Raw genomic sequence first — 24,471 nt, 5'->3', positions numbered from 1 at the left:
AGACAGCTCAGGAGCAGCCACTCGGGCTGCTCCTGAGCTGTGTCGTCACGGTGGTACGACCGGTGGTGCGCCTACGCCTACCAGCGGCCCTCGACCTGGTCCTTGATCCGCCGGTCGTACAGGTCGCGGATCGCGGTGAGCGTCTCGTCGGACAGCGGCGGCAGCTTGGCGGCGGCCGCGTTGGCCCGGGCCTGCTCGGGCGAGCGGGCGCCGGGGATGACGGTGGTGACGCCCGGCTGCTGGACGATCCAGCGGAGCGCCAGCTGGGCCGGGGTGTACCCCTCCGGGACGAGCGCGGAGAACTCGGCGGCCGCCTCGACGCCCGTCGCGTAGTCGACGCCGGAGAAGGTCTCGCCCTGGTCGAAGGCCTCACCGTGCCGGTTGAACGACCGGTGGTCGTTCTCGGGGAAGACCGTCGCCTTCGTGTACTTGCCCGACAGCAGACCGGAGGCCAGCGGCACGCGCGCGATGATGCCCACGCCCGCCTCGCGGGCCGCCGGGAGCACCTCCAGCAGCGGCTTCATGCGGAACGGGTTGAGGATGATCTGCACACTCGCCACGTTCGGCCGCTCGATCGCGGCCAGCGCCTCCGCGCAGGTCTCCACGCTGACGCCGTACGCGCCGACGCACTCGCCCTCGACCAGCGTGTCCAGGGCGTCGAACACCTCGTCCGAGGAGTAGACGGGCGTCGGCGGGCAGTGCAGCTGCACCAAGTCGATGCAGTCGACACCGAGGTTGCGCCGGGAACGGTCGTTCCAGGCGCGAAAGTTCTCCAGGACATAGTTCTGCGGGATCTGCTCGACCCGGCGGCCCATCTTCGTGGCGACCAGCACATGCAGGTCCTGCCGGCTCCGCAGGAACCCGGCGATGGTCTGCTCGCTGCGCCCGTCGCCGTACACGTCGGCCGTGTCGAAGAAGGTCACCCCGGACTCGGCCGCCGCCTCCAGCACCGACTGGGCTTCCCTGTCGTCCACGTCGCCCCAGTCGGCGCCCAGTTGCCAGGTGCCGAGTCCGACGACGGACGCCCACTGACCCGATCTGACGAATTCACGTTCTTCCATCCCGCCAGTCTCGCATTCGCCGGTCCGTCCTCCGTCCTCCGCCCGCGCGCCGCGCGGACGCGAGGACGCGAGGACGCGAGGACGGACCGGGCTCGACGGGCGAGGCGTACGAGGAGCCGTTCCGCCCTTACGTCATGTACCCCGGTGACGGCACGTCGGCGGGCCGCCGCTCGTCCCCGGCACCGGCTCCGGCCCCGGCGGGCTCCCGGCCCTGCACGTGGTACACGTTGAAGGCGCGCTTGATGACGGGCTGGGCCACGTTGCGCACCCGGACGCCGCCGCTCGTGATCCCGTGCTCCGAACCGGCGTGGGCGTGCCCGTGGACGGCGAGGTCCGCGCCCGCGGTGTCGATCGCCTCCGCCAGCAGATAGGTGCCGAGGAACGGATAGATCTCCAGCGGTTCGCCGGCCAGGGTCTCGGCCACGGGGGAGAAGTGGGTGAGGGCGACGCGTACGTCGCAGTCCTGCCCGCCCAGTTCCTCCAGGGACCGGCGCAGCCCGTCGGCGCAGTGGCGCGAGTACCGGACGAACTCCTTCATGACCGGCTCGCCGAACTCCCCGGCGCTGCGGCCCACGAAGCCGCCCCCGAACCCCTTGGTGCCGGCCACGCCGATCCGCCCTCCGGCGGTGTCGACGACGGTTCCCCGCCCCTCCAGAACCTGGGCGCCCGCGTCCTCGAGGAGCGCGGCGACCTCGTCGGGCCGGTCGTCGTGGTGGTCGTGGTTGCCGAGGACGGCGACGACGGGCACCGCCAGGCCCCGGATCTCGTCCGCCACGACGCGCGCCTCCTCCACCGTGCCGTGCCGGGTGAGATCGCCCGCCAGCAGCAGGACGTCGGCACACTCGGGCAGGGTGTCGAACGCGGGCCTGAGCACTCCCTGGCTCTCGGGCCCCATGTGGATGTCCCCCACGGCTGCCACCCTGATCATGCGAGCTCCTCCGCGTGGTCGGGCGAGTCCGTACCCGCGATCACGATGTCGCTGTGGAACGGGAACCCGGCGAGCTCCTCCTCGGCAGCCCGCAGGACCTGGTCCCGGCACTGCGCCGAGGGCACGGTGCCGGTGAGGAGCACGGCCGGGCCGCGGGCCTCCACCCGCACCCCCTGCTCGGCGGCCTCTCCCTTGGTCAGACGGTCCTGCAGGTGGGCGACGCGGTACTCGATGTTCTGGGCCGGGGACGCGTCGTCCGCCGGATGTGTGCTGTGCTCGTTCATCAGTGCTCCTCGTGCGGGGCGATGACGTCCAGACGCTCCAGGAGGAACAGGAAGGCGGCGGGCATGGGCGCCGCGCCGCAGTCGCGCCGGACCTCCGACCAGTCGATCTTCTCGCGCAGGGCCCGCGCGATCGGCAGGACCGCGCCGAAGTCGCAGTAGTGCTCGGAGAATGCGCCGAGCAGGCTCTTCATCAGATCGGTGGGCGCCAGGACCGGCATACGGACCGAGTCGACGGGCAGTTCATGGGCCCGGTCGAGCATCTCCGTGGTGACCGGCTGGTGCGCCAGTTCGAAGATGACGTCCACGTCCTGGCCGAGGCACTTGGCCTTCAGCAGCCAGTCCTCGGGCGGTGTGTAGACCAGCAGGCCGGCCTCGTGCAGGGTGGCGGCCACCGCTTCCGCGTCCTCGGGCAGGACGCAGAAGTCCACGTCGTGCTGGAGGTTCCCGCTGCCGCCGTGCGCGTACACGGCGACGCTGCCCGCCAGCGCGAACGGGTGCTCCCTGCGTTTCAGCAGCGATCCGACCTGTTTGGCCGCTTCGAGGATCGCCTGGTTACGGTCGCGGGGCAGCTCCTGCTCGTGCAGGCCGCGTCCGTTCATGGGGGCGGTGTGCAGACCGAGCGGAGGCAGATCACGATCACGCGGACCGGCCCCCGTGTTCAGAGCTGCATCATCCGCGTTCTGCGTCATGACGAGACTCCGATCGCCGAGACGGATGGTGGTGGATGCTGATGGGGCTGACAGGTCTGACGGGGCGGGTGACGGATTGCGGGGAGCGACCACAGCCCCGTACGGCGCCGGGTACCCACAACGCTCCTGTCGAGACAGGACCGGCCGCGGGGGCGTGAGGGCGAAGGGCTGAGTGGCGGACGGCTCCCTCACTCCTCGTCCTCGTGGTTCTCCGTCTGCTCCGTCCAGGTCCACGCGTACTGGAGGAAGTCGGCCATCGTCACCGCACTGAGACCCGCGCAGACCAGCCGGGCCGCCCTCGGCGCGACGGCGTACCCGCCGACCAGCGTGCCGGCCACCCACGCGGAGGTGCAGAACGGGCAGGCGACCAGGTCGCCGACGGCCCGCCGCAGACCGACGCCGCGCGGCTGGTCCTGCACCTCGCCCGCCGTGCCGTCGGTCTCCCGGCGGGTGAAGGGCGCCCGCAGAAAGCTGGTGATCTTGTCCTTGGTGAGCAGCCGCGACGCCTTGAAGGTCGCGGTGCCCAGCAGCGCCAGGTCCCACGGCGGAACGCGTTCGGGCAGCCTTACGCCACGGCGGCGCGCGGTCACGGCGAACAGGGTGACACCCGTCGCGAAGGTCGCCGCGAGCACGGCGTACCCCTTGAGGGGCACCTCGTCCTGGTCGTCGTAGGGCCGGTCGCTGGCCGTCATGGAGAACCTCCGTCGGGGGTCGGAACGCGTCGTTCGCGGCAGTACGGGCTCACGGGCCGTGGCCCGGTGCGGCCCGAGTGCCCGGGCCGGGCCGCCGCCACACGCGCGCGGGCCGACGGGGCGTGTTCGGACGGGGCGTGTTCGGACAGGGCCGGACGCGGAACCCATGGAGGTGACCGGACCGGAAGGGAGCGCCCATGAAGTACGGCCCGCTGCCGGACCGCACCGCGGTGGTGACCGGCGCCGCACGGGGACTGGGCGCCGCACTGGCGGGCGAGCTGGCCCGCCGTGGCGTCAAGGTCGCCCTCCTGGGACACGAGAAGGACCGGCTGGAGAGCCTGGCGGCCGTCCTGCCGACCCGGGCGGCCGCCTTCGAGGTCGACGTCACCGACGGGACGGCCATGGAGCACGTCGGCCGGCAGGTGCGCGCACGCCTGGGCGCGCCGTCGGTCGTCGTCGCCAACGCCGGGGTCGCCGAGGGCGGTCTCTTCGCGGACGTGGACATGGCGTCCTGGCGCCGGGCGGTCGAGGTCGATCTGGTGGGCAGCGCGGTCACCGCCCGCACGTTCCTGCCCGATCTGCGGGCCACGGCGGGCTACTTCCTCCAGGTCGCCTCCCTGGCGTCCCTGGGCGCGGCGCCGATGATGAGCGCCTACTGCGCGGCCAAGGCGGGCGTGGAGGCCTTCGCCCACGCGCTGCGGGCCGAACTGGCCCACGAGGGGGTCGCCGTGGGCATCGCCTACCCCGGCTGGACCGACACCGACATGATCCGCGACGCCGACCGCTACCCGGTCATGCGCACGCTGCGCGGGCTCATGCCGCCGCCCGCCGACCGCGTGCTCCCGGTGGGGACGGTCGCCGCCCGGCTGGTGCGCGCCGTGGAGCGGCGGCGCACCTCGGTGTACGTGCCGGGGTGGCTCGTCGCCGTACAGGCGTTGCGCGCCGCGGTGCCGCCCCTCGTCCTGCGCGTGGCCCGCCGGGAACTGCCCCGGCTGGCCGCCCGGGATCCGCTCCGGCCCACCGGCCTGCTCGGCCCCGGCGGCGACGCGGACCACGGGGCGGGCACCGCTGACGGACGGTAGCCGGACGGACGCCGGACGGACGGCAGCCGGGCGGCCGGCCGGTTGAGAACCCGGACCGCGGGGAACCCGGCCCGCCGATTCCCTTACCCGCAGGGCGCGCCCGAGGAGGCACCGTGGCAGTTCGCCACCGACTGATCAAGTGCAGTCCGCACCACGTCTGGTCCGTGCTGGCCGATGGCACCCGCTACGCGGAATGGGTCGTGGGAACCTCCGTCTCCCGTCCGGAGCACGGACAGTGGCCCGAGGTGGGCTCCGCGATCCACTACGAGATCCGGATCGGTCCCCTCACCCTGGAGAACCGGACGGTCGTGCGGTACTGCGAGGAGGGGCGGGAGCTGGGGCTGGAGGCCCATGCGGGGCCCCTCGGCACGGCGCGGATCGTCATCGAGGTGCGCCCGTGGGGCGAGGACACCCTCGTCCTCATCGACGAGCACCCGCTGAGCGGCGTCGGCGGGATGCTGCACAACGTCGCGATGGAGGCGGTCATCCAGATCCGGCACCGCGCCATGCTGAAGCGCCTGGCCGACGTCTGCGAGAGCGCGCCCCGCACGACCGGCGGTGCGGCGGCGGCCGCACCGGAACGGGAACGGACCTCGTGACCGGCCCCATGACCCCCGTGCATCTGCCGTCCGGACAGCTGAACAGGAGGCGACCATGCCGGATGCCGTGGTGATCGGGGCCGGCCCGAACGGTCTCGTCGCGGCCAATCTCCTGGCCGACGAGGGCTGGAGCGTCGAGGTACTGGAAGAACAGGACGAACCCGGAGGTGCCGTCCGCCACGACGACGGCGTGCACCCCGGCTTCACCAGCGACCTCTTCAGCGCCTTCTACCCGCTGGCCGCCGCGTCCCCGGTGCTCTCCCGGCTCCGCCTGGACCGCCACGGCCTGCGCTGGAGCCATGCGCCGCGCGTCCTCGCCCACCCCCTGTCCGACGGCCGCTGCGCCGTGCTCGGGCGCGACGTCGACGACACGGCCGCCTCACTCGACGCCTTCGCCGCCGGTGACGGCGCCGCATGGCGCGATCTGCACGACATCTGGGAGCGGCTGCGCCCCGACCTGCTGAACGCGCTGTTCACGCCGTTCCCGCCGGTCAGGGCGACGGCGAGACTCGCCGCCCGGCTCCGCGCCGCCGGTGGCCTGCGGCTGGCCCGGTCGCTGGTGCTGCCGGTGCGCCGGCTGGGCGAGGAGGAGTTCCGCGGCGAGGGCGGCCGGCTGCTGCTGGCGGGCAACGCCCTGCACGCCGACCTCGCGCCCGAGGCCGCGGGCAGCGGAGGGTTCGGCTGGCTGATGTCCATGCTGGGCCAGACGTACGGCTTCCCGGTGCCCGAGGGCGGCTCGGGCGCCCTCACCGCCGCGCTGGTCGGGCGGCTGCGGGAACGCGGCGGCGTCCTGCGGTGCGGGACGCGGGTCGTACGCGTCGAGGTCCGGCAGGGCAGGGCCCTCGGGGTCTGGACCGCCGACGGTGAGCCGGTGCCCGCCCGCCGCGCCGTCCTCGCGGACGTCTCCGCCCCCGCCCTGTACGGCGGGCTGGTGGACCGCGACCGGCTGCCCGCCCAGGTCCTGGACGATGTGCGGCGCTTCCAGTGGGACTTCGCCACCTTCAAGGTCGACTGGGCGCTCGACGGCCCCGTCCCCTGGCAGGCCGCCGGGGCCGCGGCGGCGGGCACGGTGCACCTGGCGGACGGGGTCGACGAGCTGACCCGGTTCGCCGCCCAGGTCGCCATGCGCCAGGTACCGGACCGGCCCTTCGCGCTGTTCGGGCAGATGACCACCGCCGACCCCACCCGCTCGCCCGAGGGCACCGAATCCGCGTGGGCGTACACCCATGTGCCCCACGAGGTCGTGGGCGACGCCGGCGAGGAGGGGCTTACGGGGGTGTGGGACCACAAGGAGCAGGAGGTGTTCGCCGACCGGGTCGAGCAGCAGGTCGAGCGGTTCGCCCCGGGGTTCCGCTCCCGGATCCGCGCCCGCCGCGTCCTCGCCCCGCCGACGCTCCAGGCCATGGACGCCAACCTGCACGGTGGCGCCATCAACGGCGGCACCACCGCCCTGCACCAGCAGCTCTTCTTCCGGCCCCTCCCGGGCACGGGACGACCGGAGACACCCGTGAAGAACCTCTACCTGGCCTCCGCGAGCGCCCACCCCGGCGGCGGTGTGCACGGGGCGCCCGGCGCCAACGCCGCCCGGGCCGCGCTCCGCAGGCACACGGCGCCCCGTCTGGCCGGTCTGCAGTCCCTGCTGACCCACCGCGACCGCAAGGGGGACCGTGGCGCGGACCAGGGCGACACGGCACCCTGATGACGCTTCACGATCCGGACGGCGCGGTACGGACAACACCATGCAGACATTCCTCACCCATGCCGACTTCACGGAGTCGGCCCGGGCTCTCGACCGGCGCCGGCTGGGCAAACAGCGGGTGGAGACCCTCCAGGTGCTCCGCGGACTGACGGTGCCGGGCTACGGCTGGCGCCGTCATCCGGCCGTACGGATGTGGAAGGGCTACGAGGAGGCCCTGGTCCGCTACGGCCTGGAGATGTGCCGGGTCTGGCGCGACCAGGGGCACCAGGACAGCTGCGCGGCCAAACTGGTGGCCGACCTCGCGACGCACCGGCCGGGAGTGCAGCAGGTGCGCACACAGGAGAAACTGGCCGCCGCGGGCGAGCTGCCGCCCTGGCTGGGCGACCCCGCGCTGCATGTGAGCCACCGGTCGGCGCTCGTGCGCAAGGATCCGGATTTCTACCGGCCCGCATTCTCCGACGTACCGGACGACCTGCCGTACTTCTGGCCCGCTTCCGACCGGGACCCCGAGGCCGCGTCGGACGGCTGACGGCCGCCGCGGACGGCCGCCGCGGGCGGACGGTCATCGGTCACACGGGATGCCCCTGCGCGGCGAGCCAGCGATGGACGGACTCCTTGTCGGCCGGGGTGATACGGACGGGTCCGTCTACGAAGGGTCCCTCGTCCTCGTTGAAGCCGGTGTCCGTGACCCGGGCGGTGACCCAGTTCGCGAGGTCCTGCGCCGCGTCCGGCGGCAGCGCTCCGCGTTCCCACCCGCTGCGGGCCTCCCGCGCGGCCTCGGCGTCGTACCGCTCGGTCTCCCGCAGCCAGGAGGGGACCAGACGTTCGACGACCCGGCGGTCCGCCGGGGGGTCGGGACGACGGTGCCGGCCGTGTGCGTTCATGTGCCTCAGGCCTCGCGTGCTCCCTGTTCGACGAGCTCGCCCAGCCGGTCCAGGCTGTGCCGCAGGGCGTCCTCCACCTGCTGCCGCGGCGGCTCCTCGCCGAAGAACGAGAGGTGGATGGTCACCTCGCTGGGCGCCTCCCCCGTCCCCGCCACCTGGAGCCACCCGGCGTAGTCACCGGTCTCCCGGGTCCCCCACTCGACACGCATCTGGTCCTGGGCGACCCGGACGAGGGCCGGTTCACCCCGGTGCTCCGGCGGCTCGACCACCGTGACGGCCGGCGGTTCCTCCACCCGGAAGCGGAACGACGGCGACATCCACCGGCTGATCTCGCCCAGGTCGCTGACCTCCGCGAACACCGTCTGCGCCGGTGCCGCCACCGCCTTCGCCATCTCGAACTCGGACACCACGGCCTCCTTGTGCGCCGCCGACGTGTACGGGCCGGTCGAGTTCCCGTCCGGCCCGCGCCGACACGCGCCGGCCCGTGCCGCCTCAGGGCAGGGACTGCTCCGCCCAGATGACCTTGCCGCCGCGCGTGTAGCGGGTGCCCCAGCGGTCGGCGAGCTGCGCGACGAGGAAGAGACCCCGTCCGCCCTCGTCCGTGGCGGTGGCGTGGCGCATCCGGGGCGAGGTGCTGCTGGTGTCGGAGACCTCGCAGATCAGGCTGCGGTCGTACAGCAGCCGGACCCCGATCGGGCCACTGCCGTAGCGGACCGCGTTGGTGACCAGCTCGCTGAGGATCAGCTCCGTCGCGAACTCCAGATCCTCGAGCCCCCACGCGGCCAGCTGCCGGGTGACCGCGGCGCGGACCTGTCCGACGGCCGCCGGATCGGACGGCACCGGCCACTCGGCGACCCGGTCGGCGGGCAGCGCGCGGGCCCGGGCCACGATCAGCGCGATGTCGTCGGCGGGCCGGGCGGGCAGCAGCGCCTCCAGTACGGTCCGGCAGGTCGCCTCCGGCGCGGGGTCGGCCCCGGCGAGCGCGGCCCGCAGCAGTTCGAGACCGGCGTCGATGTCCCGTTCCCGGTCCTCGACGAGCCCGTCCGTGTAGAGCACCAGCCGGCTGCCCTCCTCCAGCGTGAGATCGGCCGTCTCGTACGGGAGTCCGCCCAGTCCGAGCGGCGGGCCGGCCGGCACCTCGGGGAACTCGACGCGGCCGTCGGGACGGACCACGGCCGGCGGCGGATGGCCGGCCCGCGCGACGGTGCAGCGCCGCGAGACCGGGTCGTGGATCGCGTACAAGCAGGTGGCGCCGGTGATCGCGGCACCGCTGTCCGCGGCCGCCTCGTCCTGGTCGATCCGGCCGACCAGTTCGTCGAGCAGCGCGAGGATCTCGTCGGGCGGTAGGTCCAGCGCCGAGAAGTTGTGCACCGCGGTCCGCAGCCGGCCCATCGTGGCCGCGGCGTGCAGCCCGTGGCCGACCACGTCGCCGACCACGACGGCGACGCGGGCGCCGGACAGCGGCAGGACGTCGAACCAGTCCCCGCCCACGCCCGCCTGGGCGGGCAGATACCGGTAGGCGATGTCCAGGGCGTCCTGCTCGGGCAGGCTGCGCGGCAGCAGACTGCGCTGCAGCGTCTCCGCCATCAGGTGCTCGCGCGCATAGCGGCGGGCGTTGTCGATGGAGACCGCGGCCCGCGTGACCAGCTCCTCGGCGAGGGCGAGGTCCTCCTGGTCGAACGGCTCGGGCTGGTCGGAGCGCCAGAAGTTGACCACGCCGAGCTTCACGGGGCCCACCCGCAGCGGCACCGTGATCAGCGAGTGGATGCCGTACTCCACGACCCGAGAGGTGCGTTCGGGGTCCTGCGCCAGCCAGCCGGACGCCCGGGCGAGGTCGGGTTCCAGCAGGGACCGGCCGGTGACGAGGCTGCGGGCCTGCGGTGAGGAGGCGACGAACGTGATGTCCTCGCCCACCGGGTACAGCGGGGCGTCCTTGCGGATCCCGCCGGAGGCCGTACGGCACAGTGTGGTGGCGGCCTCGGGCTCCTCACCGCTGAGCGCGGAGGGGGTCAGGTCCACGGTCACGAAGTCCGCGAACCGGGGGACGGTCACCTCGGTCAGTTCCTCGGCGGTACGGGTCACGTCCAGGCTCGTACCGATGCCGACCCCGGCGTCGTAGAGCAGCGCGAGGCGTTCGCGCGCCACCTCGGCCCGGCCGGACAGCGCCCGCAGTTCGGTCGTGTCGCGGAGGGTGGCGACACTGCCGGAGGGTCCGCCGCGCAGGTCCGTGGGCCGCTGGTTGACCGCCAGCAGACGGTCGCCGACCCGGTGCACCTCGTCCGTGGCGACCCGCCCCGACGTCAGCAGTCCGGCCATGCCGGAGCCGAGTCCGAGCGCCGGGACGTGCCGTCCCTCGGCGTCGGCGGGCAGGCCGAGCAGCCGGTGCGCCTCGTCGTTGGCGAGGAGCAGCCGCCCCCCGCCGTCGATGATGATCACGCCTTCGCGGACGGAGTGCAGGACGGCGTCGTGGTGTTCGTACATGCGGGCCATCTCGGACGGGCCCAGGCCATGGGTCTGGCGCAGCAGCCGCTTGCTGACGAGGGCCGTCCCGGCCGTGGCGAGGACGAGCGCCAGCCCCGCGGCGGCCAGCAGCAGCGGCAGCTGGCGGTCCGCGGCACCGCCCGCGTTCTCGGTGGTGACACCGGCCGACACCAGGCCCTCGACGGTGCCGTCGGGCGCCTTCACCGGCACCACCGCCTGCACCATCGGCCCGAGCGTCCCCGTGAGCTCCTCGACGACAGGGCGGCCCGCCAGCGCCGGTCCGACCGTGCCGACGAACTTCTTCCCGATGCGGTCCCGTTCGGGATGGGTGTAGCGGACGGCGTCGGTGTTCATCACGACGACGAAGTCGACCCCGGACCGCTCGCGGGCGGCTTCGGCGCGCGGCTGGAGCACGGCCGTGGGATCGGGGGCGCGCAGCGCCTCCAGGGTGCCCGGGGCGTTGGCGAACGCCTCGGCCACGGCGAGGGAACGATTACGGGCCTCCTGGTCGCTGTCGTTGCGCACCTGGAGGACCAGCGCCACGACGGCCGACGCGACCAGCACCAGCATGATCGCCAGTTGCAGCAGGAACACCTGCCCGGCCACGCTGCGCCGGCCCAGTGCCGCCCGCAGCCCCGCCGCGGGGCGCTTCGGGGACTGCGCGTGCTGCCCCGTGGGCCGGCGGGGCGGCTGAGTCCGAGATCGACCCAGGAGTCGGACCATGTGCTCATGTCTACACTGCCCGGCAGCGGTAGGCGAGAGGCGGCATGAGCGTGACAGGCGATGCCCGCGAGGCCGGCGCACGGGCCACGGGCGGGTACGGCCGGGCCGTACGGGCCCGGACGCGGCGCACTCCGTGATCCGTCGGGTTTGGGCGTGGCGAGGACGGTCACCCGATGCGGTGGCAACGCATAGTCGACCACGCTGGAGTGAAGAACCGTGGCTGGTGACCAGAAGGCCAAGGGCAAGATGGAGCAGGCCAAGGGCAAGGCCAAGGAGGCGGTCGGCCGGGCCGTGGGCAACGAGCGGATGGAAGCGGAGGGCCGGGCCGACCAGACGAAGGGTGACGCGCGTCAGGCCAAGGAGAAGACGAAGGACGCCTTCCGGCACTGACACCGGCCGTCGGTACGCGACCGGCTCCGACTGCCGGCTGACACGCCGTCACGGCTGTCGGCGCGCCCGCGTCGGCGGCTGACGGACGGTGGCTGTGGGCCCCTCATCCCCGGGCGGGGTGAGGGGCCCACAGCGTGTTCGTGGCGCGGCGTGTCCGGTCAGGAGAACCAGCCGCCGGCGGAGCCGGATCCCGAGGGCGGGAGGGCCGGGGCGGAGGGGGCGGCGGGTCTCGGGGCGAGGCCGGCCGACCCGACGTCCATGTTGAGGACCCGGTCGAGCTCCCGCTGGATGCGGCGGGCTTCTTCGCGGGCCTGCAGCGGTATGTCGCCACGCTCCCGTATCAGTTGGGCGTAGATCGGTGCTTCGTGCACGGGTCGGGGTGCTCCTCGGGTCGGTGCCTCGCTTCGTCGGCGGGGCAGTGGCCTCACCTCGGCAGCCATCTTCTCACCAGGCCCCGGCGGGCGGGTGAGGCGGCCCGTCCGTGCCCCGCAATCGTCCGTCGGCTGAACACATCAGGGTGCCGCCGCGTCAACGGCGGTCGGATCCGCCGCGCAGATCCGACCGTCGTTCCGTCATGCTCGATCAGTTGTGGTAACCGATGTACCCGTTGCCGTCGCGGTCGTTCTTCGCCTTGGTGTAGGAGTGCACGTCCGCCCGGCTGCCCGAGGGCTTGTACAGGTAGATGGTGTCCTTGTCGTTGTTCCACAGGAAGTTGCAGTTGTCGCGGTAGACGACGTTCTTCTTGTCGGAGTCGGTACCGCGGCCGCCGCGGAGCTTGATGTAGTCACCCGGCTCGAGGTAGTGGTTGGCGGTGAACTTGAAGCGGTTTCCCGCCGCGTCCTTCACGACGTAACCCTTGAGGTTGACCTTCGTCCTGGACGAGTAGTTCTTGATCGTCAGGTACTCCTGGGCGGTGTTCCCGCCGGAGCACTTGTTGGAGTCCTTGCCGGGCGCGTCGTACTGGACGCCGCGGACCTTCAGGGCCGACGAGTACTCGGCGGCCTGCGCGGGCGTGGCCAGAGCGCCCAGCGCGCCGACGGCGGCGACCGCGGCTATGACACAGGACTTTCGCGACGTGCGCATGAGGAATCCCCCCTCAGTAGTGCTGTGAAAACAGCTGGAGCTTACACAGATCTCTCACCGTCCCATCGCTTGACGCAGGATTCACTGCCGTGACATTGCATGCTGGCGCTCACTGATGGCGCTTGCATTTATCCCGCGCCTGCAACTAACGTGGTGATCGGTGAACGGCACGCCGGACGGCCCCGCCCTCCGGCCGCGCGCTCACCCGATCGGCGGGCCGACGCCCGCCGGATCGCCTCCGCATCACACCCATGCCAGGAGCTTCACGCATGAGCACCACCACCCCCACCGCCGTCGCCCCGCTCACCGTCACCGACGCCGAGCAGCTCGTCGACACCGCCCGCAGGGCCGCCGAGGCGGCCGGTGTGGCCGTCGCGGTCACCGTGCTGGACGCGGGCGGTCATCCGCTGGCCTTCCGGCGGGACGACCGGGCGGTCCTGATCGCCGGCGAGACCAGCACCCGCAAGGCGTACACCGCCCTCCAGCTGAACGCGGCCACCGCCGACCTGGTCGACGCCGTCCGGCCCGGCGGCCCGTTCCACACCCTGCCGACCGCGCTCGACCGTCCGCTGCTGTTCATCGCGGGGGGAGTGCCCGTCCACCGCGACGGCCGGCTCATCGGTGCCGTCGGTGTGGGCGGCGGCGCGCCGGAGCAGGACCACTCCTTCGCCGAGGCCGCCGCCGGCGCGCTGCGCGCCTGAGCCCGCGGCCGGCTCCGACGCCGCCTCACCCCACCTCACCCCACAGAATGCAGACAGAACCACGCACACACGCGGAAGGGCTGTGACACCGCCATGCACATCGATCTGAAGGGCCGTACCGCGCTGGTCACCGGCTCCACCCAGGGCATCGGCGCCGCGATCGCCGCGGGCCTCGCCCGCTCGGGCGCGCGGGTGGCCGTCAACGGCCGTACTCCCGAGCGGGTGGAGGAGGCCGTCGTCGGGCTGGCCCGGGACGTACCCGGGGGCGAGTTCGTGCCGGTCGCCGCTGACGTGAGCACGGAGGAGGGCGCGGACCGGGTGGCGCGGGCGCTGCCCGAGGTGGACGTCCTCGTCAACAACCTGGGTGTCTTCGGCGCGAAGGACCCCCTGGAGATCAGCGACGACGAGTGGCGGCGCTACTTCGAGGTCAACGTCCTGGCGGCCGTGCGCCTCACCCGCCTCTTCCTCCCCGGGATGACGGAGCGGGGCTGGGGCCGCGTCCAGTACATCGCCAGCGACTCGGCGGTGGTCATCCCCGCCGAGATGATCCACTACGGAATGTCCAAGACGGCGCTGCTCGCGGTGAGCCGGGGCTTCGCCAAGCAGGCCGCCGGTACCGGTGTCACGGTCAACTCCGTCATCGCGGGCCCCACGCACACCGGCGGGGTCGAGGACTTCGTGTACGAACTCGTCGACCGTGACCTGTCCTGGGAGGAGGCCCAGCGTGCCTTCATGCGCGAGCACCGGCCGCAGTCCCTGCTCCAGCGCCTGATCGAGCCGGAGGAGATCGCCAACATGGTCGTCTACCTCGCCTCCGACCAGGCCTCGGCCACGACCGGCGGCGCGCTGCGCGTGGACGGCGGGTACGTCGACTCCATCCTGCCGTGACCGGGTGGGCGTCCCCCGGCGGCCGGTGCCGCGCCGGGGGACGCCGGTGTCCTGTTCGCACCGCGTGAACCCGGGATCGGGGGATACTCGCCCGCCTATGGCTCGGCTGACGAAACAAGGACACAGGCGGCAGCAGGACGAACGCGGACCGGAACCGGAACCGGAGCCCGGTCCGCAGGCGCGTCCGGACCCCGATCCGGAAGCGCGCACCACCGCGGCGGACGGCGGCGCCGAGGAACGCGTCGGACCGGACCCCGAGGTGGAGGAACGGGCTCCCGACACACCCGTCGACCTGCCGAAACGGTCGTGGCTGGCGGTGCTGAAGGGAACGCTGAAGGAGTTCCAGGACGACGAGCTGACCGACCGCGCCGCCGCACTCACCTACTACGGCGTGCTGTCGCTCTTCCCGGCGCTGCTCGTGCTGGTGTCCCTGCTGGGGATCGCCGGTGAGTCCGCCACCGACGAGGTGCTGGACAACATGAAGCAGCTCGCCCCGGGATCGGCGCGGGACATCATCACGGACGCCGTCGAGCAGTTGCGGGGCAACGGCGGCATCGGTTCCGTCATGGCGGTCGTCGGTATCGTGCTGGCGGTGTGGTCGGCGTCCGGTTATGTCGCCGCCTTCATCCGCAGCGCGAACGCCGTCTACGACATGCCCGAGGGCCGCCCGGTGTGGAAGATCCTCCCCGTGCGCCTCGGAGTGACCGTGCTGCTGATGGTGATGGCCGTGATCAGCGCGCTGATCGTGGTGTTCACGGGCGGGTTCGCCCGGCAGGCGGGGGCTCTGCTGGGTGTCGGGGACACGGCCCTGACGGTGTGGTCGATCGTCAAGTGGCCCGTCCTCGTGCTCCTGGTCACCTTCATGATCGCGATCCTGTACTGGGCCGCCCCGAACGCCAAGGTGAAGGGCTTTCGGTGGATCTCGCCGGGCAGCTTCCTGGCCCTGGTGATCTGGCTGATCGCCTCGGCCGGATTCGCGTTCTACGTCGCCAACTTCGGCTCGTACAACAAGACGTACGGCACGATGGCCGGCGTGATCGTCTTCCTGATCTGGCTCTGGATCAGCAATCTGGCGATCCTGCTCGGCCTGGAGTTCGACGCGGAGACCGTCAGGCAGCGGGCGATCGCGGGCGGCCACCCGGCGGACGAGGAGCCGTACGCCGAGCCGCGCGACACCCGGGCGTGGGACGAACAGGACCGGCGCCGGGTGGAGGGGCCGTGACCGCGGCGGTCAGGGCAGCGCTGCCCCTGCCGCCCGCATAGGCGATCAGCACGCCCGGCACTCGGCGTTCGTCCCCGTCGGCTCAGCGGCGGCCCACCGGAAACGGCGGGCCGCCGCTGACCGCTCAGGCCGCGTCGCGTTCCCGTCCTGTGACGGGGGCGACGGCGTCTCGTGTGTCGCGTCCGCCGCGTATCAGCCGCAGATGACGGCGGGCACGGGCGTGGCGCGGCCGGTCCGCCTCGTCGAAGAGGTGCTCTTCCCACCAGGCCATGCCGAGCAGCAGTCCCCACACCGCGGGCAGCAGCAGGACGGCAACGATGATGATCACGTCATCCCACCCCTCATTACGTCCGCATCTGCGGGTGCCCCGGGCACTTGCGGGCACACCGCCCGGAAGGCGGCGGGATGTGAAGGTCATGTGCCGTCGGACAGGCGTCCGGGCAGGCGTCCGGGCGGGCGTCCGGACAGGCGTGATGAAAGGGGCATACCGGCTGCTTTTGCGTCTTCCTCGGGTATGCGTTCAAACTGGTGCATGAGGGTACTCGGCGAAGCCCCCGAAGGAGGCGATGGTATGACTGCCACCGAGAACGTGATCACCAACGTCACCGGCATCCAGGATGCCGACATAGAAGCAGCGCTCGACCCCGTGGAAACGGACGGCGTCTTCCGTGACAGCCGTGAATGCGCTGCCCTGGCGCTGCTCAGCGCGGACACCAAGCTGCTGCTGTCGCCCCCGACCCCGCGTCCGAAGAAGGGTTGACCACCTGAAATCGACGTCGAAATGGGGAGCAGCTGAATGAAGCAGTCAGGCACTACGACCCTTTTGCAGGGCGCGGTGCAGGATCTCGCTTCCGGTGTGGTCTCCGCCCTTCGGGGCGGGGACCACACCCGCGAGTCCGGCACCTGGTTCTCGGTCTCCGCGAACGACGGGACGGGAGACCTGGCCCTCGCGGCCGTGCGGGTGCTGGGCGCCGACGCGGTACTGCCGCACGTCCTGCTGCGCATGCCGCCCGGCGCGGACCAACTCGCCCTGTTCAGCAAGGCCATGGCGGCCTACCCGCCCGCCACCGGCGCCGCGCCGACCCTGCTGTGGAGCCACTGGGGCATGACCCGCGCACTGCGTGCGCTGCGAAGACTCGACGCGCCCCCGGCCGACCGGCCAACGGGCGCGGAGGACCACGAGCACCACGAGCACCACGAGCGCGATGAGCGCCACGAACGCGAACACCCGGAGTCAGAACCCGACGCCGGCTGGCTGGAGGACGTGAGCTGGCAGGTCCTGACCCACCAGCTCGCGGTGCTGGCCCCGCTGGCGGTGCCCGGGGAGGACAGCGCGGTGGCCCGCGCCGCCCGGCGCCGTCCCGTCGACGTCGCCCGGGGCTTCGTACGGGCCGTGCGCCGCAGGGACTGGCTGCAGGCCGCGGGAGCGGGACGCTGGCTCACCCTGCTGGAGGGCGTGCCGGACACGCTCGGCCTGGAGAGCGGGCTCGACTTCGTCGCGCTCATGGGCGGCGACGACCCCCGTGTGGCTCTCCAGGTGCGGGCGGCACAGCTGATGCGGACCGGAGAGCCGGTGTGAGGGCCGCAGGCGTCCGGGAGGCCAGGGAGGTCCGGGCGGTGGAGGAGGCCGCGGTGACCTGGCTGTCCGCGCACCGGGACGACTTCGTGCTGCCGGAGGACGCGCTGGCCCCCGACGGCCGCGTGAACAGCACCTGGAAGCCCCTCGGGGAACTGGCCCAGGTGTGTGTGAGCGTGCGCCGGCACACCGCGCGCACGGATCCGGTCCACGCGTGTGTGTCCGACCTGCTGGACTTCGCGTGGCGGCAGACCCGGCACGGCGCGCTCTTCCTCCAGCTCCAGCGGCTGGAGCCGTTCGCGACCTATCCGCTGGAGGTCTACGCCACCTTCGCCTCGGCGGGGCTGCGGCACCTCGGCTACGAGGCGGCCGCCGCCACCGTGGCCCGTACCCGCGGCTGGCAGCTCACCGAGCAGCAGCCGACCCGCCGCCTCGGGGTGCGCAAGGCCGAGCGGCGCAGCGGCATCCACCGGCCCGAGCCGGGGCCGGAGGCGGTGCGGCGCACCTGGCTGGGCGGGCTCTCCGAGCCGTGGACCTTCGAGCGCTCCTCCGGTTACCAGCTCACCCACGTGGTCTTCCACCTCACCGACTGGGGCCGCACCTCCGAAGGCCTGCCGTCCGATGTGGCGGCCTATCTGGCGGACTGGCTGCCGCCCTGGCTCGACACCTGTCTCGAGGCCCGCGACTGGGACCTGACCTGCGAGCTGCTGGCCGTCGCGGCCACGCTGCCGCGGCCGCTCGACCCGGTGACGCTCCGGGACGCCTGGACCGGGATAGCGGCGGCCCAGCACACGTCCGGCGCGCTCCCCGAGCGAGCGGGAGCGGAAGGGCCGGAACAGCACTTCGCCGGCGCCTACCACTCCACGCTGATGGCGGCCTTCGCCGCCGCACTCACCCTCGGCCGCGCGGAGCGGCACGGCGGACAAGGAGTACCGGTATGACCCGGACCGGGCTGATCCACGGCGTCGGCGTCGGCGCCATCGAGTGGCTGTGGACCCACCGTGACGGATTCCGGCTGGAGCCCGACGTGGACCCGGAGACGGGCTTCCTGGAGCGCTTCAAGCCGGTCGGTGAACTGGCCCTGATCTGCAAGGTGCTGTTCCGCGAGGGAGTCGCCGGGTCACAGCAGGCCCAGCTGGCCCGCCAACTGCTCGACCACGCCTGGCGGGACGTCCTGGACGGCGGCAGCATGCTGGTGCGCGGCCAGCGCACGGAACCCCTCTCACCCGTCCCGTTCGAGGTCTACCTGCCGTTCAGGGAACTGGGCTACAGCCAGCCCGAGCTGGAACGGGCCACCGTGCTGAACCACCGCCTGGACAGCTGGGCGGCCCATGAGCTGTCACCGACCCGGCGCCTCGGGCTGTCCGCGTTCGAGCGCCGCTTCGGCCTCGTGCCCCGGCCGCCGGAGGCGGACGTCGTGGGCACGACCTGGCTGGGCCGCAGGCCCGAACCGTGGACGGTCGAGGGACACATCGGCTACGACATCACCCACTGCGTCTTCCATCTCACCGACTGGGGTGAGAACCCGGACGGCCTGCCGCCGACGATCGCCGACTACCTCGACGCCTGGCTGCCGGTCTGGCTCGACGACTGGCTGGACCTGCAGCGCTGGGACCTCCTCGGTGAACTGCTCGTGGTCGACGCCTGCCTGCCCCGCCCCACCCTCGACGAACGGGCCTGGGAGGGGTTCGCCGCCGCCCAGCAGCCCGACGGGGCCATGCCCGCCGTCCGGACGATGCCCGAGGGCGACGCCGAGGAGGTGTTCGACGTGGTCTACCACTCCACTCTGGTCGCCGCCTTCGCCTCCGTACTGGCCACCTCGCGCGCCCTGTCCCAGCTGGCGCCCACCGCGTCATGACGGACACCGGCACGGGGACCGGCACGGGCACCGGCAACGGCACCGGGAGGACCGCCCCCTGGCCGGTCGAGCGGCTCGACCCCGGCGGCACGGACCCGACGACACCGTCATCGGTCCGCTCGCCGGCGGCGGCCCCGGGCCCCGGCGGCTCCCGGCTGCGGCAGCGGCTCGCCGCCGCCGTGGCCGCCGTCGACGCACCCGACGTGGTCGTCGCCGTCTCCCGGCACGGCCGCCGCACCGTCCACTGCGGTGGCACGGCCCCGCCTCCGCCCGCTCCCCGCGAGGAACTGCGCTACGAGCTCGGGTCGGCCTCGAAGACGTACACCGGACTGCTGCTGGCGCAGCTGACCCACGAGGGCCCGCTGACCGGGAACGAACCGGCCGCCGCCTGCCTGGACCCGGCACGCCGGACCGTCGCGGCCCCCGCCACGCCCGCGCCTCAGCCCGTCATGCTCGCGGATCCCCCCATCACCCTCGCGCACCTGATCACCCACACGTCCGGACTGCCCGCCCTGCCGGCGGGCTTCCTCGTCCGGGCCCTGCCGGTCTGGCGCACCAACCCCTACGCGCGCTGTCCGGACGACCGGGTGATCGACGCCTTCCTCCGCCACCGGCCGCGGCACCGGCCCGGCACCCGGTGGTGCTACTCCAACTTCGGCGTCGCCGTGCTCGGTCACGCGCTCGCCGCCGTGACCGGCACCCCGTGGGAGGACCTGCTCACCGGCCGTGTCCTGGGTCCGCTCGGGCTGAGCGGTACGGCGCCGCACCCCGCGGGCCCGGGCGTCGACGCCACCGGGCACCGCAAGGACGGGCGCACTCCCACACCCGCCCTGGACGCCGGGGGCTTCCAGGCGGCCGGCGCCGTGCGGGCCACCCCGCACGACCTGCTCACCTTCCTCGAAGCCCACCTGGATCCGGCCGGCTCGCCGCTGGCCGGCGCCCTGTCGGCGGTGCGGCTCCCCGTCCTCCGGTGCGGCCGGGGGCGCAGGGAGGTCCACACGATGACGTGGTTCCAGCACCCCGCCGACGGCGGGCCGATGTACTTCCACGGTGGGGCGACCCTCGGCCAGCAGGCGTTCCTCGGCTTCCGGCCGGACACCGGCACGGCCGTGGCCGCGGTGTGCACCCGCCGCTTCCGCGTCCGCGACCCGTTCGTGACCACCGCGTACGCGCTGCTCGCGGAGGAGTAGCGGAGCGGCGGGGGAACCGAGCAGCGGGGGAGCGGGAAAAGGCCGCGGGGCCGCGTCCGTCGCCGCGGCCCCGCGAGAGGCACCGTCCGCGCACCGCTCACACGCGCTGCCAGAGACCGGGAGTGCCGGCGGGCGTCCAGGCGCCCTGCGCCTGATGGTTCTGCAGGCACTGGTAGCGCACCCCGCCGTACGTCACCGTCTCCCCGACCGCGTAGACGCGGCTCGTGGCCCAGCTGTCGGCGTCCGCCGCGCCGTTCCCGCTGTTCTCCTGGGGGCCCGGCGTCTCGCCGGATCCGGTGGCCGTCATCAGGGTGAGGCCGAAGTCCTGGAGGATCGCGTTGACCGGCTGGAAGTAGGTGGTCCCACCGGACGTGCAGTCGCCCGAGCCGCCGGAGGTGACCCCCTGGGCCTGGGCCCCCGAGATGAAGGAGCCGCCGGAGTCGCCGGGTTCGGCGCACACATTGGTCTGGGTCAGACCGTCGACGGTGCCCTCGCCGTAGCTGACGCTGATGTCGTGCTGCTCGATCGTGCCGCAGTGCCAGCCCGTGGTGGAGCCCGAGCGGCAGACCGCCGCCCCGACGATCGACTGCGCCGAGCCGGCTACCTGCACCATCTCATTGCCCAGCCCCTTGACCTCGGGCTTCGGCGTCCAGGCGCTGTTGACGCCCACCCACGACATGTCCTTGCCGGGGAAGGTGGACGCCATGAACGACCCCATGTCGGTCTTGTTGTACCCGGTGGCCTTCGCACCCGTCTTGCCGCAGTGCCCCGCGGTGACGAAGCCCTGCATCTGGTCCTCGGCGACGGGGCTCTGCTGCTGCCGGGCGTTGACGGGGTCCTGTTGCTGGTCGGCGGGCGGAGGCTGAGGCTGGTCGGCGGGTGGAGGCTGCTGTTGGTCCGGGGGCGGAGGCTGTTGCTGGTCCGCGGGCGGAGGCTGCTGTTCGTCCGCGGGCGGTGGCTGAGGCTGGTCGGAGGGCGGCGACTCCTGCTGGGTCACGGTGACGGCGAAGCCGACGGAGCAGCGTACGGAGCCGTCGATGTAGTAGCCGTCGCCGCCGCGGACGTCCTCCAGCGCGCGTGGGCGTGTCTCCGACACCCGGACGCCCACGTTGCGGTCCGTGACGCCGGCGGTCCGGACGAAGGCGTCCGCGGCCTGACGGCTCGTCGCCTGCACCATGACCCGGTTAGCCGGCACGTCGACGTACCAGACGGGGGTGTCCAGGGTGGCGACGCGGGCGGCCGCCGCGTCCAGCCGTTCCTTGACCGCCTGGAGCTCGCTCAGCGGCGTCGTGACGACCGCGGCCTTCGCGCCCTGTGCCTCGATGGCGGGGGCGTCGGCGGCATCGGTCGTCGCGACGGTCAGCTCGGCGGACGTCGTACCGCTCACCCAGGCGCCGGCGAAGCGCGGGCCCAGCGTGTTGCGGAGACGGCCCGCCCGGGTGCCCGCCTCCGCCTCGTTGACCAGCCGTGTCGCCGCCTGAGCCGGGGTCAGGCCGAGGTCCCGCTGCAGGGCGCGCAGCACCTCCGCCGACGGCTTGTCGGCGCCGAGCGTCTGGGCGGCGGAGGGCACGAGCGCGGGAGTCGGCGGCGGGTCGGCCGCGACGGACGAGGGCATCGCGGAGAGAACCAGGGCGCCGAGTGCGATGAGGGCGGCACGGTGCCCGGCCACGGCGTGTCTGTGGACCATGCGAGTCGTCTCCTTCGGTTGCGGTGGGAAGGCCGCGAATCTGTAACTGTCGCCATAAAGCTCCGAAAGCTGTGAATGCTCTTAAAACATGTCAATCAGCCAGCGCTTCCGCGACTTGGGAGACGAAAAGGTCACCGAGTGCAGTACCGCCGCACGGGGGACGGCGGCCCGGGGAGTCGGCCGGGAGGGAGGGAGGGAGGGAGGGAGGGGCCGGACGGGCCGGAGGGAGGGCCGGGGGTCACGCGGGCTTCAGGCCCGGGGCGCCCGCCTCGGTCACGAACGACGCGGCCGTCGCGATGGGCGCGCCCGGCTTCGTCACCGCGGACACCACCTGGAAGTCGGTCCGGGCCTGCTGGGCGTCCAGTTGGACGCGTGCGTAGCCGCGGCGTCCGTCGCACCACTTCAGGTGCGGGTTCGCCGTCATGTACGTCTCCCAGTTGGGCGGCCGCTCCGTGCCGTCCCGTCCGCTCGTGACCGACGTGGTCGTGATCTCCGTACCCAGCGTCCGGGACGCCGGGTCGTCGAAGTCCTCCTTGATGTCGAAGGCGTACCCCACGTGGACGTCACCCGTGAGGACCAGCCAGTTGTCGAGGCCGGCGGACCTGGCCGCGTCCACCACCCGCCTGCGGGAGGCGCGGTAGCCGTCCCAGGCGTCCATGGAGACGCTCGCGTCCGCCGCCGAGTCGAACCTGCGCTGGGAGAAGCACACCTGCTGCGGCATCACGTTCCACGTGGCGGTGGAGGACCGCCACCCGTCGGCCAGCCAGCGCTCCTGCGCGTCCCCGATGATGGTGCGGGCGGCGTCGTCCGACTCCGGGCCCGGGGCGTGCGGGCCGTCGCCGTAGGCCTGGTCGGAGCGGTACTGACGGGTGTCGAGGATGTCGAACTGGGCGAGCGTTCCCCAGTGGAGCCGGCGGTACAGCCGGGCGTCGTGACCGGCCGGCTGCTGGGCCGTGCGCAGCGGCAGATGCTCCCAGTACGCCCGGTAGGCGGCGGCCCGCCGGGCCAGGAAGGCGTCCGCGGGGCCGCCCTTCTCGTCGACGGCGCCCGCGTAGTTGTTCTCGGTCTCGTGGTCGTCCCAGGTGACGACGAAGGGATGCCTCGCGTGGGCCGCCTGGAGGTCGGGGTCGCTCTGGTACAGGGCGTACCGCAGCCGGTAGTCCGCAAGGGTCTGGGTCTCGCGGTCGAAGACGTCCGGCAGCTTCACATCGGTGTAGCGCCGGGCCCCGCCCGCCGAGTCCACGGCGTACTCGTACAGGTAGTCGCCCAGGTGCAGGACCAGGTCCACGTCGTCCTCGGCGAGATGCCGGTACGCCGTGTAGTACCCGTCGTGATAGGCCTGGCAGGAGACGGCGGCGAGCCGCAGACCGGACGGGGCGCTGTCCGCGGCGGGCGCGGTGCGGGTGCGCCCGACCGGGCTGAACCAGGTGCCGGCCCGGAACCGGTAGTAGTACTCGGCGCCCGGATCGAGCCCCTGCGCATCGATGTGCACACTGTGGCCGTACTCCGGGTGGGCCTGGGCGACGCCCCGCCGCACGACGAGGATGAACCATTCGTCGAGGGCCATCTCCCAGTGGACGGCGACGCGCTGCTGGCCCAGTCCGCCGTCCTCCGCGAAGGGCTCAGGGGCGAGCCGCGTCCACAGCACCACCGAGTCGGGCAGGGGGTCGCCGGAGGCGACACCCAGGGTGAAGGGGTTCTCCGGGATGCGGGCGGGCGGGAGTTCCCGGGCGGCCGACGCGCCCCGGGCCGGCACGTTGGTGCCGAAGGCGAGCACGGCGGCCGCGGCGGAGACGCTGAGGAACCGGCGGCGCCCGACGTGCCGGGACGCGTCGCGCAACACGGCGTCGTGCGGGGAGAAGGCGTGCTCCGACAGGGGTCCGCGACGGCCCAAGGGCGCCATCTGATGTCCTCTCGTACAGGGCCGGCTGGGCGGTGCCCGCCGACGACGGCCCCTGCATGCTAAGCAGACAAAATGCGCAATTCCGGTAGGGAAATGCGCATCCGTGCCGCGGGCCGCCGCCTGCCTCACACAGGAGGCCGTACGAACGCCGGTGCCGGTACCGCCGCCGGACACGCGGCAGGGCCGGGCCGTCGGCTGCACGGCCCGGCCCTGCCGGGGAGACGCGGTCGGGCGGAGCCGACGGGGGATCAGCCGGACGCCTGGTCGCTGTCCCGGAAGCTGCCCCAGCCGTGCCAGCGCTCGATCTCGATCCAGGCGCTGACCCGGCCGCGGTCGCGCTGGGAATAGGGCTGGCCGAGGTAGTGCTGCGACAGCCGGTCGATGTCGGTCAGGTCCCGGTCCTCGTGCATCTCGGCGACCCGTCCCATGAGGGTCACATGGGTGTACCAGTCGCCGTCGTCGAGCACGGTCAGCGTGATGCGCGGGTCCTTGCGCAGATGGTCCAGGCGCTTGCGGCCCTCGTCCATGTTGAGCAGCACCCGGCCGTCGTCCCAGAGGTACCAGGTGGCCGTCGACACCGGGTGCCCGTCGGACCGTACCGTGGCGACGACCGCCGGGTTGGGCTTCTTCAGCATGGCTACCGCGGCCTCGGGGAGCGGCGGCTTGGACATGGGTTCTCCTTCTCGATCTTCCTGCGGGGCGGGCCCCACGCTGTCACATTCCGCGGGCGGGATCCCGTACCGGCCCCCGTCCGACATGACGCGGCGCGAGGCGTGGGACCGGCCTCGGCCGCGACCTGCCGGACCGGACGACCGAGAGGTGTCGTCGCGTGCCGCGACGCACCGGCGGGG

At 73.0% G+C, this 24,471-nt stretch carries 27 protein-coding genes; 13 read left to right on the top strand and 14 right to left on the bottom strand.

Going from position 1 to position 24,471, the window contains the following annotated elements:
• Positions 1-77: 77 nt before the first annotated feature.
• From IE242_RS08895 to IE242_RS08875, 5 genes are all read right to left on the bottom strand, one after another.
• Entirely contained in the window at positions 78-1,061 is a 984-nt protein-coding gene (locus tag IE242_RS08895) for an aldo/keto reductase (protein WP_189857103.1), read from the bottom strand.
• 127 nt (positions 1,062-1,188) lie between these two features.
• Positions 1,189-1,989 carry a metallophosphoesterase family protein gene (locus IE242_RS08890; RefSeq protein WP_189857101.1) on the bottom strand — a complete coding sequence of 267 codons (801 nt, stop codon included), beginning with the start codon at positions 1,987-1,989 and terminating at the stop codon, positions 1,189-1,191.
• Complete coding sequence (locus IE242_RS08885; protein WP_189857099.1) at positions 1,986-2,273, bottom strand: BON domain-containing protein; 288 nt, start codon at positions 2,271-2,273, stop codon at positions 1,986-1,988. Before IE242_RS08885 ends, IE242_RS08890 begins: the two co-directional genes overlap by 4 nt.
• Positions 2,273-2,962, bottom strand: coding sequence for a nucleotidyltransferase family protein (locus IE242_RS08880; RefSeq protein ID WP_189857097.1), 690 nt, complete (start codon positions 2,960-2,962; stop codon positions 2,273-2,275). Before IE242_RS08880 ends, IE242_RS08885 begins: the two co-directional genes overlap by 1 nt.
• Before the next feature lie 188 nt (positions 2,963-3,150).
• On the bottom strand, positions 3,151-3,654 hold the full coding sequence (locus IE242_RS08875; RefSeq protein ID WP_189857096.1) for a DUF1360 domain-containing protein: 504 nt from the start codon (positions 3,652-3,654) through the stop codon (positions 3,151-3,153).
• A 197-nt stretch (positions 3,655-3,851) separates the two neighbouring features.
• On the opposite strand from IE242_RS08875, the gene IE242_RS08870 reads away from it, so the two are divergent.
• The 4 genes from IE242_RS08870 (at position 3,852) to IE242_RS08855 (ending at position 7,563) form a co-directional block, all read left to right on the top strand.
• A complete protein-coding gene (locus IE242_RS08870; protein WP_189857094.1) occupies positions 3,852-4,736 on the top strand; it encodes an SDR family oxidoreductase in 885 nt (294 codons plus the stop codon).
• 113 nt (positions 4,737-4,849) lie between these two features.
• Positions 4,850-5,335: an SRPBCC family protein gene (locus IE242_RS08865; protein ID WP_189857092.1), complete on the top strand. Its 486-nt coding sequence runs from the start codon at positions 4,850-4,852 to the stop codon at positions 5,333-5,335.
• 55 nt (positions 5,336-5,390) lie between these two features.
• Positions 5,391-7,034: a phytoene desaturase family protein gene (locus tag IE242_RS08860; protein ID WP_189857089.1), complete on the top strand. Its 1,644-nt coding sequence runs from the start codon at positions 5,391-5,393 to the stop codon at positions 7,032-7,034.
• Between the two features lie 40 nt (positions 7,035-7,074).
• Positions 7,075-7,563 (top strand): MSMEG_6728 family protein, encoded by a 489-nt coding sequence (locus tag IE242_RS08855; protein WP_189857087.1) that lies wholly within the window; start codon positions 7,075-7,077, stop codon positions 7,561-7,563.
• Between the two features lie 40 nt (positions 7,564-7,603).
• Here IE242_RS08855 and IE242_RS08850 read toward each other — a convergent pair whose 3' ends face one another.
• The 3 genes from IE242_RS08850 to IE242_RS08840 all read right to left on the bottom strand — a co-directional run bounded on the left by IE242_RS08850 (position 7,604) and on the right by IE242_RS08840 (position 11,122).
• Positions 7,604-7,918 carry a hypothetical protein gene (locus IE242_RS08850; protein ID WP_189857085.1) on the bottom strand — a complete coding sequence of 105 codons (315 nt, stop codon included), beginning with the start codon at positions 7,916-7,918 and terminating at the stop codon, positions 7,604-7,606.
• Between the two features lie 5 nt (positions 7,919-7,923).
• Positions 7,924-8,325 (bottom strand): SRPBCC family protein, encoded by a 402-nt coding sequence (locus tag IE242_RS08845; RefSeq protein ID WP_189857083.1) that lies wholly within the window; start codon positions 8,323-8,325, stop codon positions 7,924-7,926.
• A gap of 85 nt (positions 8,326-8,410) precedes the next feature.
• Positions 8,411-11,122: a SpoIIE family protein phosphatase gene (locus IE242_RS08840; RefSeq protein WP_189857080.1), complete on the bottom strand. Its 2,712-nt coding sequence runs from the start codon at positions 11,120-11,122 to the stop codon at positions 8,411-8,413.
• Between the two features lie 216 nt (positions 11,123-11,338).
• Between IE242_RS08840 and IE242_RS08835 the strand changes: the two genes are divergently transcribed.
• The gene (locus IE242_RS08835) at positions 11,339-11,512 is read left to right on the top strand and encodes a CsbD family protein (protein ID WP_189857078.1); all 174 of its coding nucleotides are present in this window, start codon (positions 11,339-11,341) and stop codon (positions 11,510-11,512) included.
• A 158-nt stretch (positions 11,513-11,670) separates the two neighbouring features.
• On the opposite strand, the gene IE242_RS08830 is transcribed toward IE242_RS08835, so the two are convergent.
• Together IE242_RS08830 and IE242_RS08825 are read right to left on the bottom strand one after the other, a co-directional pair.
• Positions 11,671-11,883 carry a hypothetical protein gene (locus tag IE242_RS08830; protein ID WP_189857076.1) on the bottom strand — a complete coding sequence of 71 codons (213 nt, stop codon included), beginning with the start codon at positions 11,881-11,883 and terminating at the stop codon, positions 11,671-11,673.
• Between the two features lie 211 nt (positions 11,884-12,094).
• Positions 12,095-12,595, bottom strand: coding sequence for a lamin tail domain-containing protein (locus IE242_RS08825; protein WP_189857074.1), 501 nt, complete (start codon positions 12,593-12,595; stop codon positions 12,095-12,097).
• A 269-nt stretch (positions 12,596-12,864) separates the two neighbouring features.
• On the opposite strand from IE242_RS08825, the gene IE242_RS08820 reads away from it, so the two are divergent.
• The 3 genes from IE242_RS08820 to IE242_RS08810 all read left to right on the top strand — a co-directional run bounded on the left by IE242_RS08820 (position 12,865) and on the right by IE242_RS08810 (position 15,406).
• Entirely contained in the window at positions 12,865-13,296 is a 432-nt protein-coding gene (locus tag IE242_RS08820; RefSeq protein WP_189857072.1) for a GlcG/HbpS family heme-binding protein, read from the top strand.
• 93 nt (positions 13,297-13,389) lie between these two features.
• Positions 13,390-14,184, top strand: coding sequence for an SDR family NAD(P)-dependent oxidoreductase (locus IE242_RS08815; RefSeq protein WP_189857070.1), 795 nt, complete (start codon positions 13,390-13,392; stop codon positions 14,182-14,184).
• A 97-nt stretch (positions 14,185-14,281) separates the two neighbouring features.
• Positions 14,282-15,406: a YihY/virulence factor BrkB family protein gene (locus tag IE242_RS08810; RefSeq protein WP_189857068.1), complete on the top strand. Its 1,125-nt coding sequence runs from the start codon at positions 14,282-14,284 to the stop codon at positions 15,404-15,406.
• A 124-nt stretch (positions 15,407-15,530) separates the two neighbouring features.
• Here IE242_RS08810 and IE242_RS08805 read toward each other — a convergent pair whose 3' ends face one another.
• Positions 15,531-15,734, bottom strand: coding sequence for a hypothetical protein (locus IE242_RS08805; protein WP_229858517.1), 204 nt, complete (start codon positions 15,732-15,734; stop codon positions 15,531-15,533).
• Positions 15,735-15,977: 243 nt separating this feature from the next.
• Between IE242_RS08805 and IE242_RS08800 the strand changes: the two genes are divergently transcribed.
• The 5 genes from IE242_RS08800 to IE242_RS08780 are packed head-to-tail and all read left to right on the top strand — an operon-like array spanning position 15,978 to position 20,030.
• A complete protein-coding gene (locus tag IE242_RS08800) occupies positions 15,978-16,166 on the top strand; it encodes a hypothetical protein (RefSeq protein WP_189857066.1) in 189 nt (62 codons plus the stop codon).
• 36 nt (positions 16,167-16,202) lie between these two features.
• Positions 16,203-16,985 carry a hypothetical protein gene (locus tag IE242_RS08795; RefSeq protein WP_189857064.1) on the top strand — a complete coding sequence of 261 codons (783 nt, stop codon included), beginning with the start codon at positions 16,203-16,205 and terminating at the stop codon, positions 16,983-16,985.
• Positions 16,982-17,923: a DUF6895 family protein gene (locus tag IE242_RS08790; protein WP_189857062.1), complete on the top strand. Its 942-nt coding sequence runs from the start codon at positions 16,982-16,984 to the stop codon at positions 17,921-17,923. The genes IE242_RS08795 and IE242_RS08790 overlap by 4 nt, the downstream gene beginning before the upstream one ends.
• Positions 17,920-18,840, top strand: coding sequence for a DUF6895 family protein (locus tag IE242_RS08785; RefSeq protein ID WP_189857060.1), 921 nt, complete (start codon positions 17,920-17,922; stop codon positions 18,838-18,840). The genes IE242_RS08790 and IE242_RS08785 overlap by 4 nt, the downstream gene beginning before the upstream one ends.
• Complete coding sequence (locus tag IE242_RS08780) at positions 18,837-20,030, top strand: serine hydrolase domain-containing protein (RefSeq protein ID WP_189857058.1); 1,194 nt, start codon at positions 18,837-18,839, stop codon at positions 20,028-20,030. Before IE242_RS08785 ends, IE242_RS08780 begins: the two co-directional genes overlap by 4 nt.
• A gap of 97 nt (positions 20,031-20,127) precedes the next feature.
• Here IE242_RS08780 and IE242_RS37480 read toward each other — a convergent pair whose 3' ends face one another.
• The 3 genes from IE242_RS37480 to IE242_RS08765 all read right to left on the bottom strand — a co-directional run bounded on the left by IE242_RS37480 (position 20,128) and on the right by IE242_RS08765 (position 24,291).
• Positions 20,128-21,717, bottom strand: coding sequence for an alpha-lytic protease prodomain-containing protein (locus tag IE242_RS37480; protein ID WP_229858514.1), 1,590 nt, complete (start codon positions 21,715-21,717; stop codon positions 20,128-20,130).
• A 238-nt stretch (positions 21,718-21,955) separates the two neighbouring features.
• Positions 21,956-23,620: an alkaline phosphatase D family protein gene (locus IE242_RS08770; RefSeq protein ID WP_189857056.1), complete on the bottom strand. Its 1,665-nt coding sequence runs from the start codon at positions 23,618-23,620 to the stop codon at positions 21,956-21,958.
• Between the two features lie 248 nt (positions 23,621-23,868).
• The gene (locus IE242_RS08765) at positions 23,869-24,291 is read right to left on the bottom strand and encodes a PPOX class F420-dependent oxidoreductase (RefSeq protein ID WP_189857054.1); all 423 of its coding nucleotides are present in this window, start codon (positions 24,289-24,291) and stop codon (positions 23,869-23,871) included.
• Between the last annotated feature and the right edge of the window lie 180 nt (positions 24,292-24,471).

Source organism: Streptomyces poonensis, assembly GCF_014650915.1.
Lineage (GTDB): Bacteria > Actinomycetota > Actinomycetes > Streptomycetales > Streptomycetaceae > Streptomyces > Streptomyces poonensis.
This window is presented reverse-complemented; position numbering and strand designations above follow the sequence as displayed.

Coding starts and splice junctions, on each gene's coding strand:
- IE242_RS08765 (WP_189857054.1), bottom strand. CDS start 24,291: ATGTCCAAGCCGCCGCTCCCCGAGGCCGCGGTAGCCATGCTGAAGAAG.
- IE242_RS08825 (WP_189857074.1), bottom strand. CDS start 12,595: ATGCGCACGTCGCGAAAGTCCTGTGTCATAGCCGCGGTCGCCGCCGTC.
- IE242_RS08820 (WP_189857072.1), top strand. CDS start 12,865: ATGAGCACCACCACCCCCACCGCCGTCGCCCCGCTCACCGTCACCGAC.
- IE242_RS08785 (WP_189857060.1), top strand. CDS start 17,920: ATGACCCGGACCGGGCTGATCCACGGCGTCGGCGTCGGCGCCATCGAG.
- IE242_RS08810 (WP_189857068.1), top strand. CDS start 14,282: ATGGCTCGGCTGACGAAACAAGGACACAGGCGGCAGCAGGACGAACGC.
- IE242_RS08850 (WP_189857085.1), bottom strand. CDS start 7,918: ATGAACGCACACGGCCGGCACCGTCGTCCCGACCCCCCGGCGGACCGC.
- IE242_RS08860 (WP_189857089.1), top strand. CDS start 5,391: ATGCCGGATGCCGTGGTGATCGGGGCCGGCCCGAACGGTCTCGTCGCG.
- IE242_RS08885 (WP_189857099.1), bottom strand. CDS start 2,273: ATGAACGAGCACAGCACACATCCGGCGGACGACGCGTCCCCGGCCCAG.
- IE242_RS08780 (WP_189857058.1), top strand. CDS start 18,837: ATGACGGACACCGGCACGGGGACCGGCACGGGCACCGGCAACGGCACC.
- IE242_RS08770 (WP_189857056.1), bottom strand. CDS start 23,620: ATGGCGCCCTTGGGCCGTCGCGGACCCCTGTCGGAGCACGCCTTCTCC.
- IE242_RS08815 (WP_189857070.1), top strand. CDS start 13,390: ATGCACATCGATCTGAAGGGCCGTACCGCGCTGGTCACCGGCTCCACC.
- IE242_RS08880 (WP_189857097.1), bottom strand. CDS start 2,962: ATGACGCAGAACGCGGATGATGCAGCTCTGAACACGGGGGCCGGTCCG.
- IE242_RS08895 (WP_189857103.1), bottom strand. CDS start 1,061: ATGGAAGAACGTGAATTCGTCAGATCGGGTCAGTGGGCGTCCGTCGTC.
- IE242_RS08840 (WP_189857080.1), bottom strand. CDS start 11,122: ATGGTCCGACTCCTGGGTCGATCTCGGACTCAGCCGCCCCGCCGGCCC.
- IE242_RS08870 (WP_189857094.1), top strand. CDS start 3,852: ATGAAGTACGGCCCGCTGCCGGACCGCACCGCGGTGGTGACCGGCGCC.
- IE242_RS08795 (WP_189857064.1), top strand. CDS start 16,203: ATGAAGCAGTCAGGCACTACGACCCTTTTGCAGGGCGCGGTGCAGGAT.
- IE242_RS08890 (WP_189857101.1), bottom strand. CDS start 1,989: ATGATCAGGGTGGCAGCCGTGGGGGACATCCACATGGGGCCCGAGAGC.
- IE242_RS08800 (WP_189857066.1), top strand. CDS start 15,978: ATGACTGCCACCGAGAACGTGATCACCAACGTCACCGGCATCCAGGAT.
- IE242_RS08875 (WP_189857096.1), bottom strand. CDS start 3,654: ATGACGGCCAGCGACCGGCCCTACGACGACCAGGACGAGGTGCCCCTC.
- IE242_RS37480 (WP_229858514.1), bottom strand. CDS start 21,717: ATGGTCCACAGACACGCCGTGGCCGGGCACCGTGCCGCCCTCATCGCA.
- IE242_RS08855 (WP_189857087.1), top strand. CDS start 7,075: ATGCAGACATTCCTCACCCATGCCGACTTCACGGAGTCGGCCCGGGCT.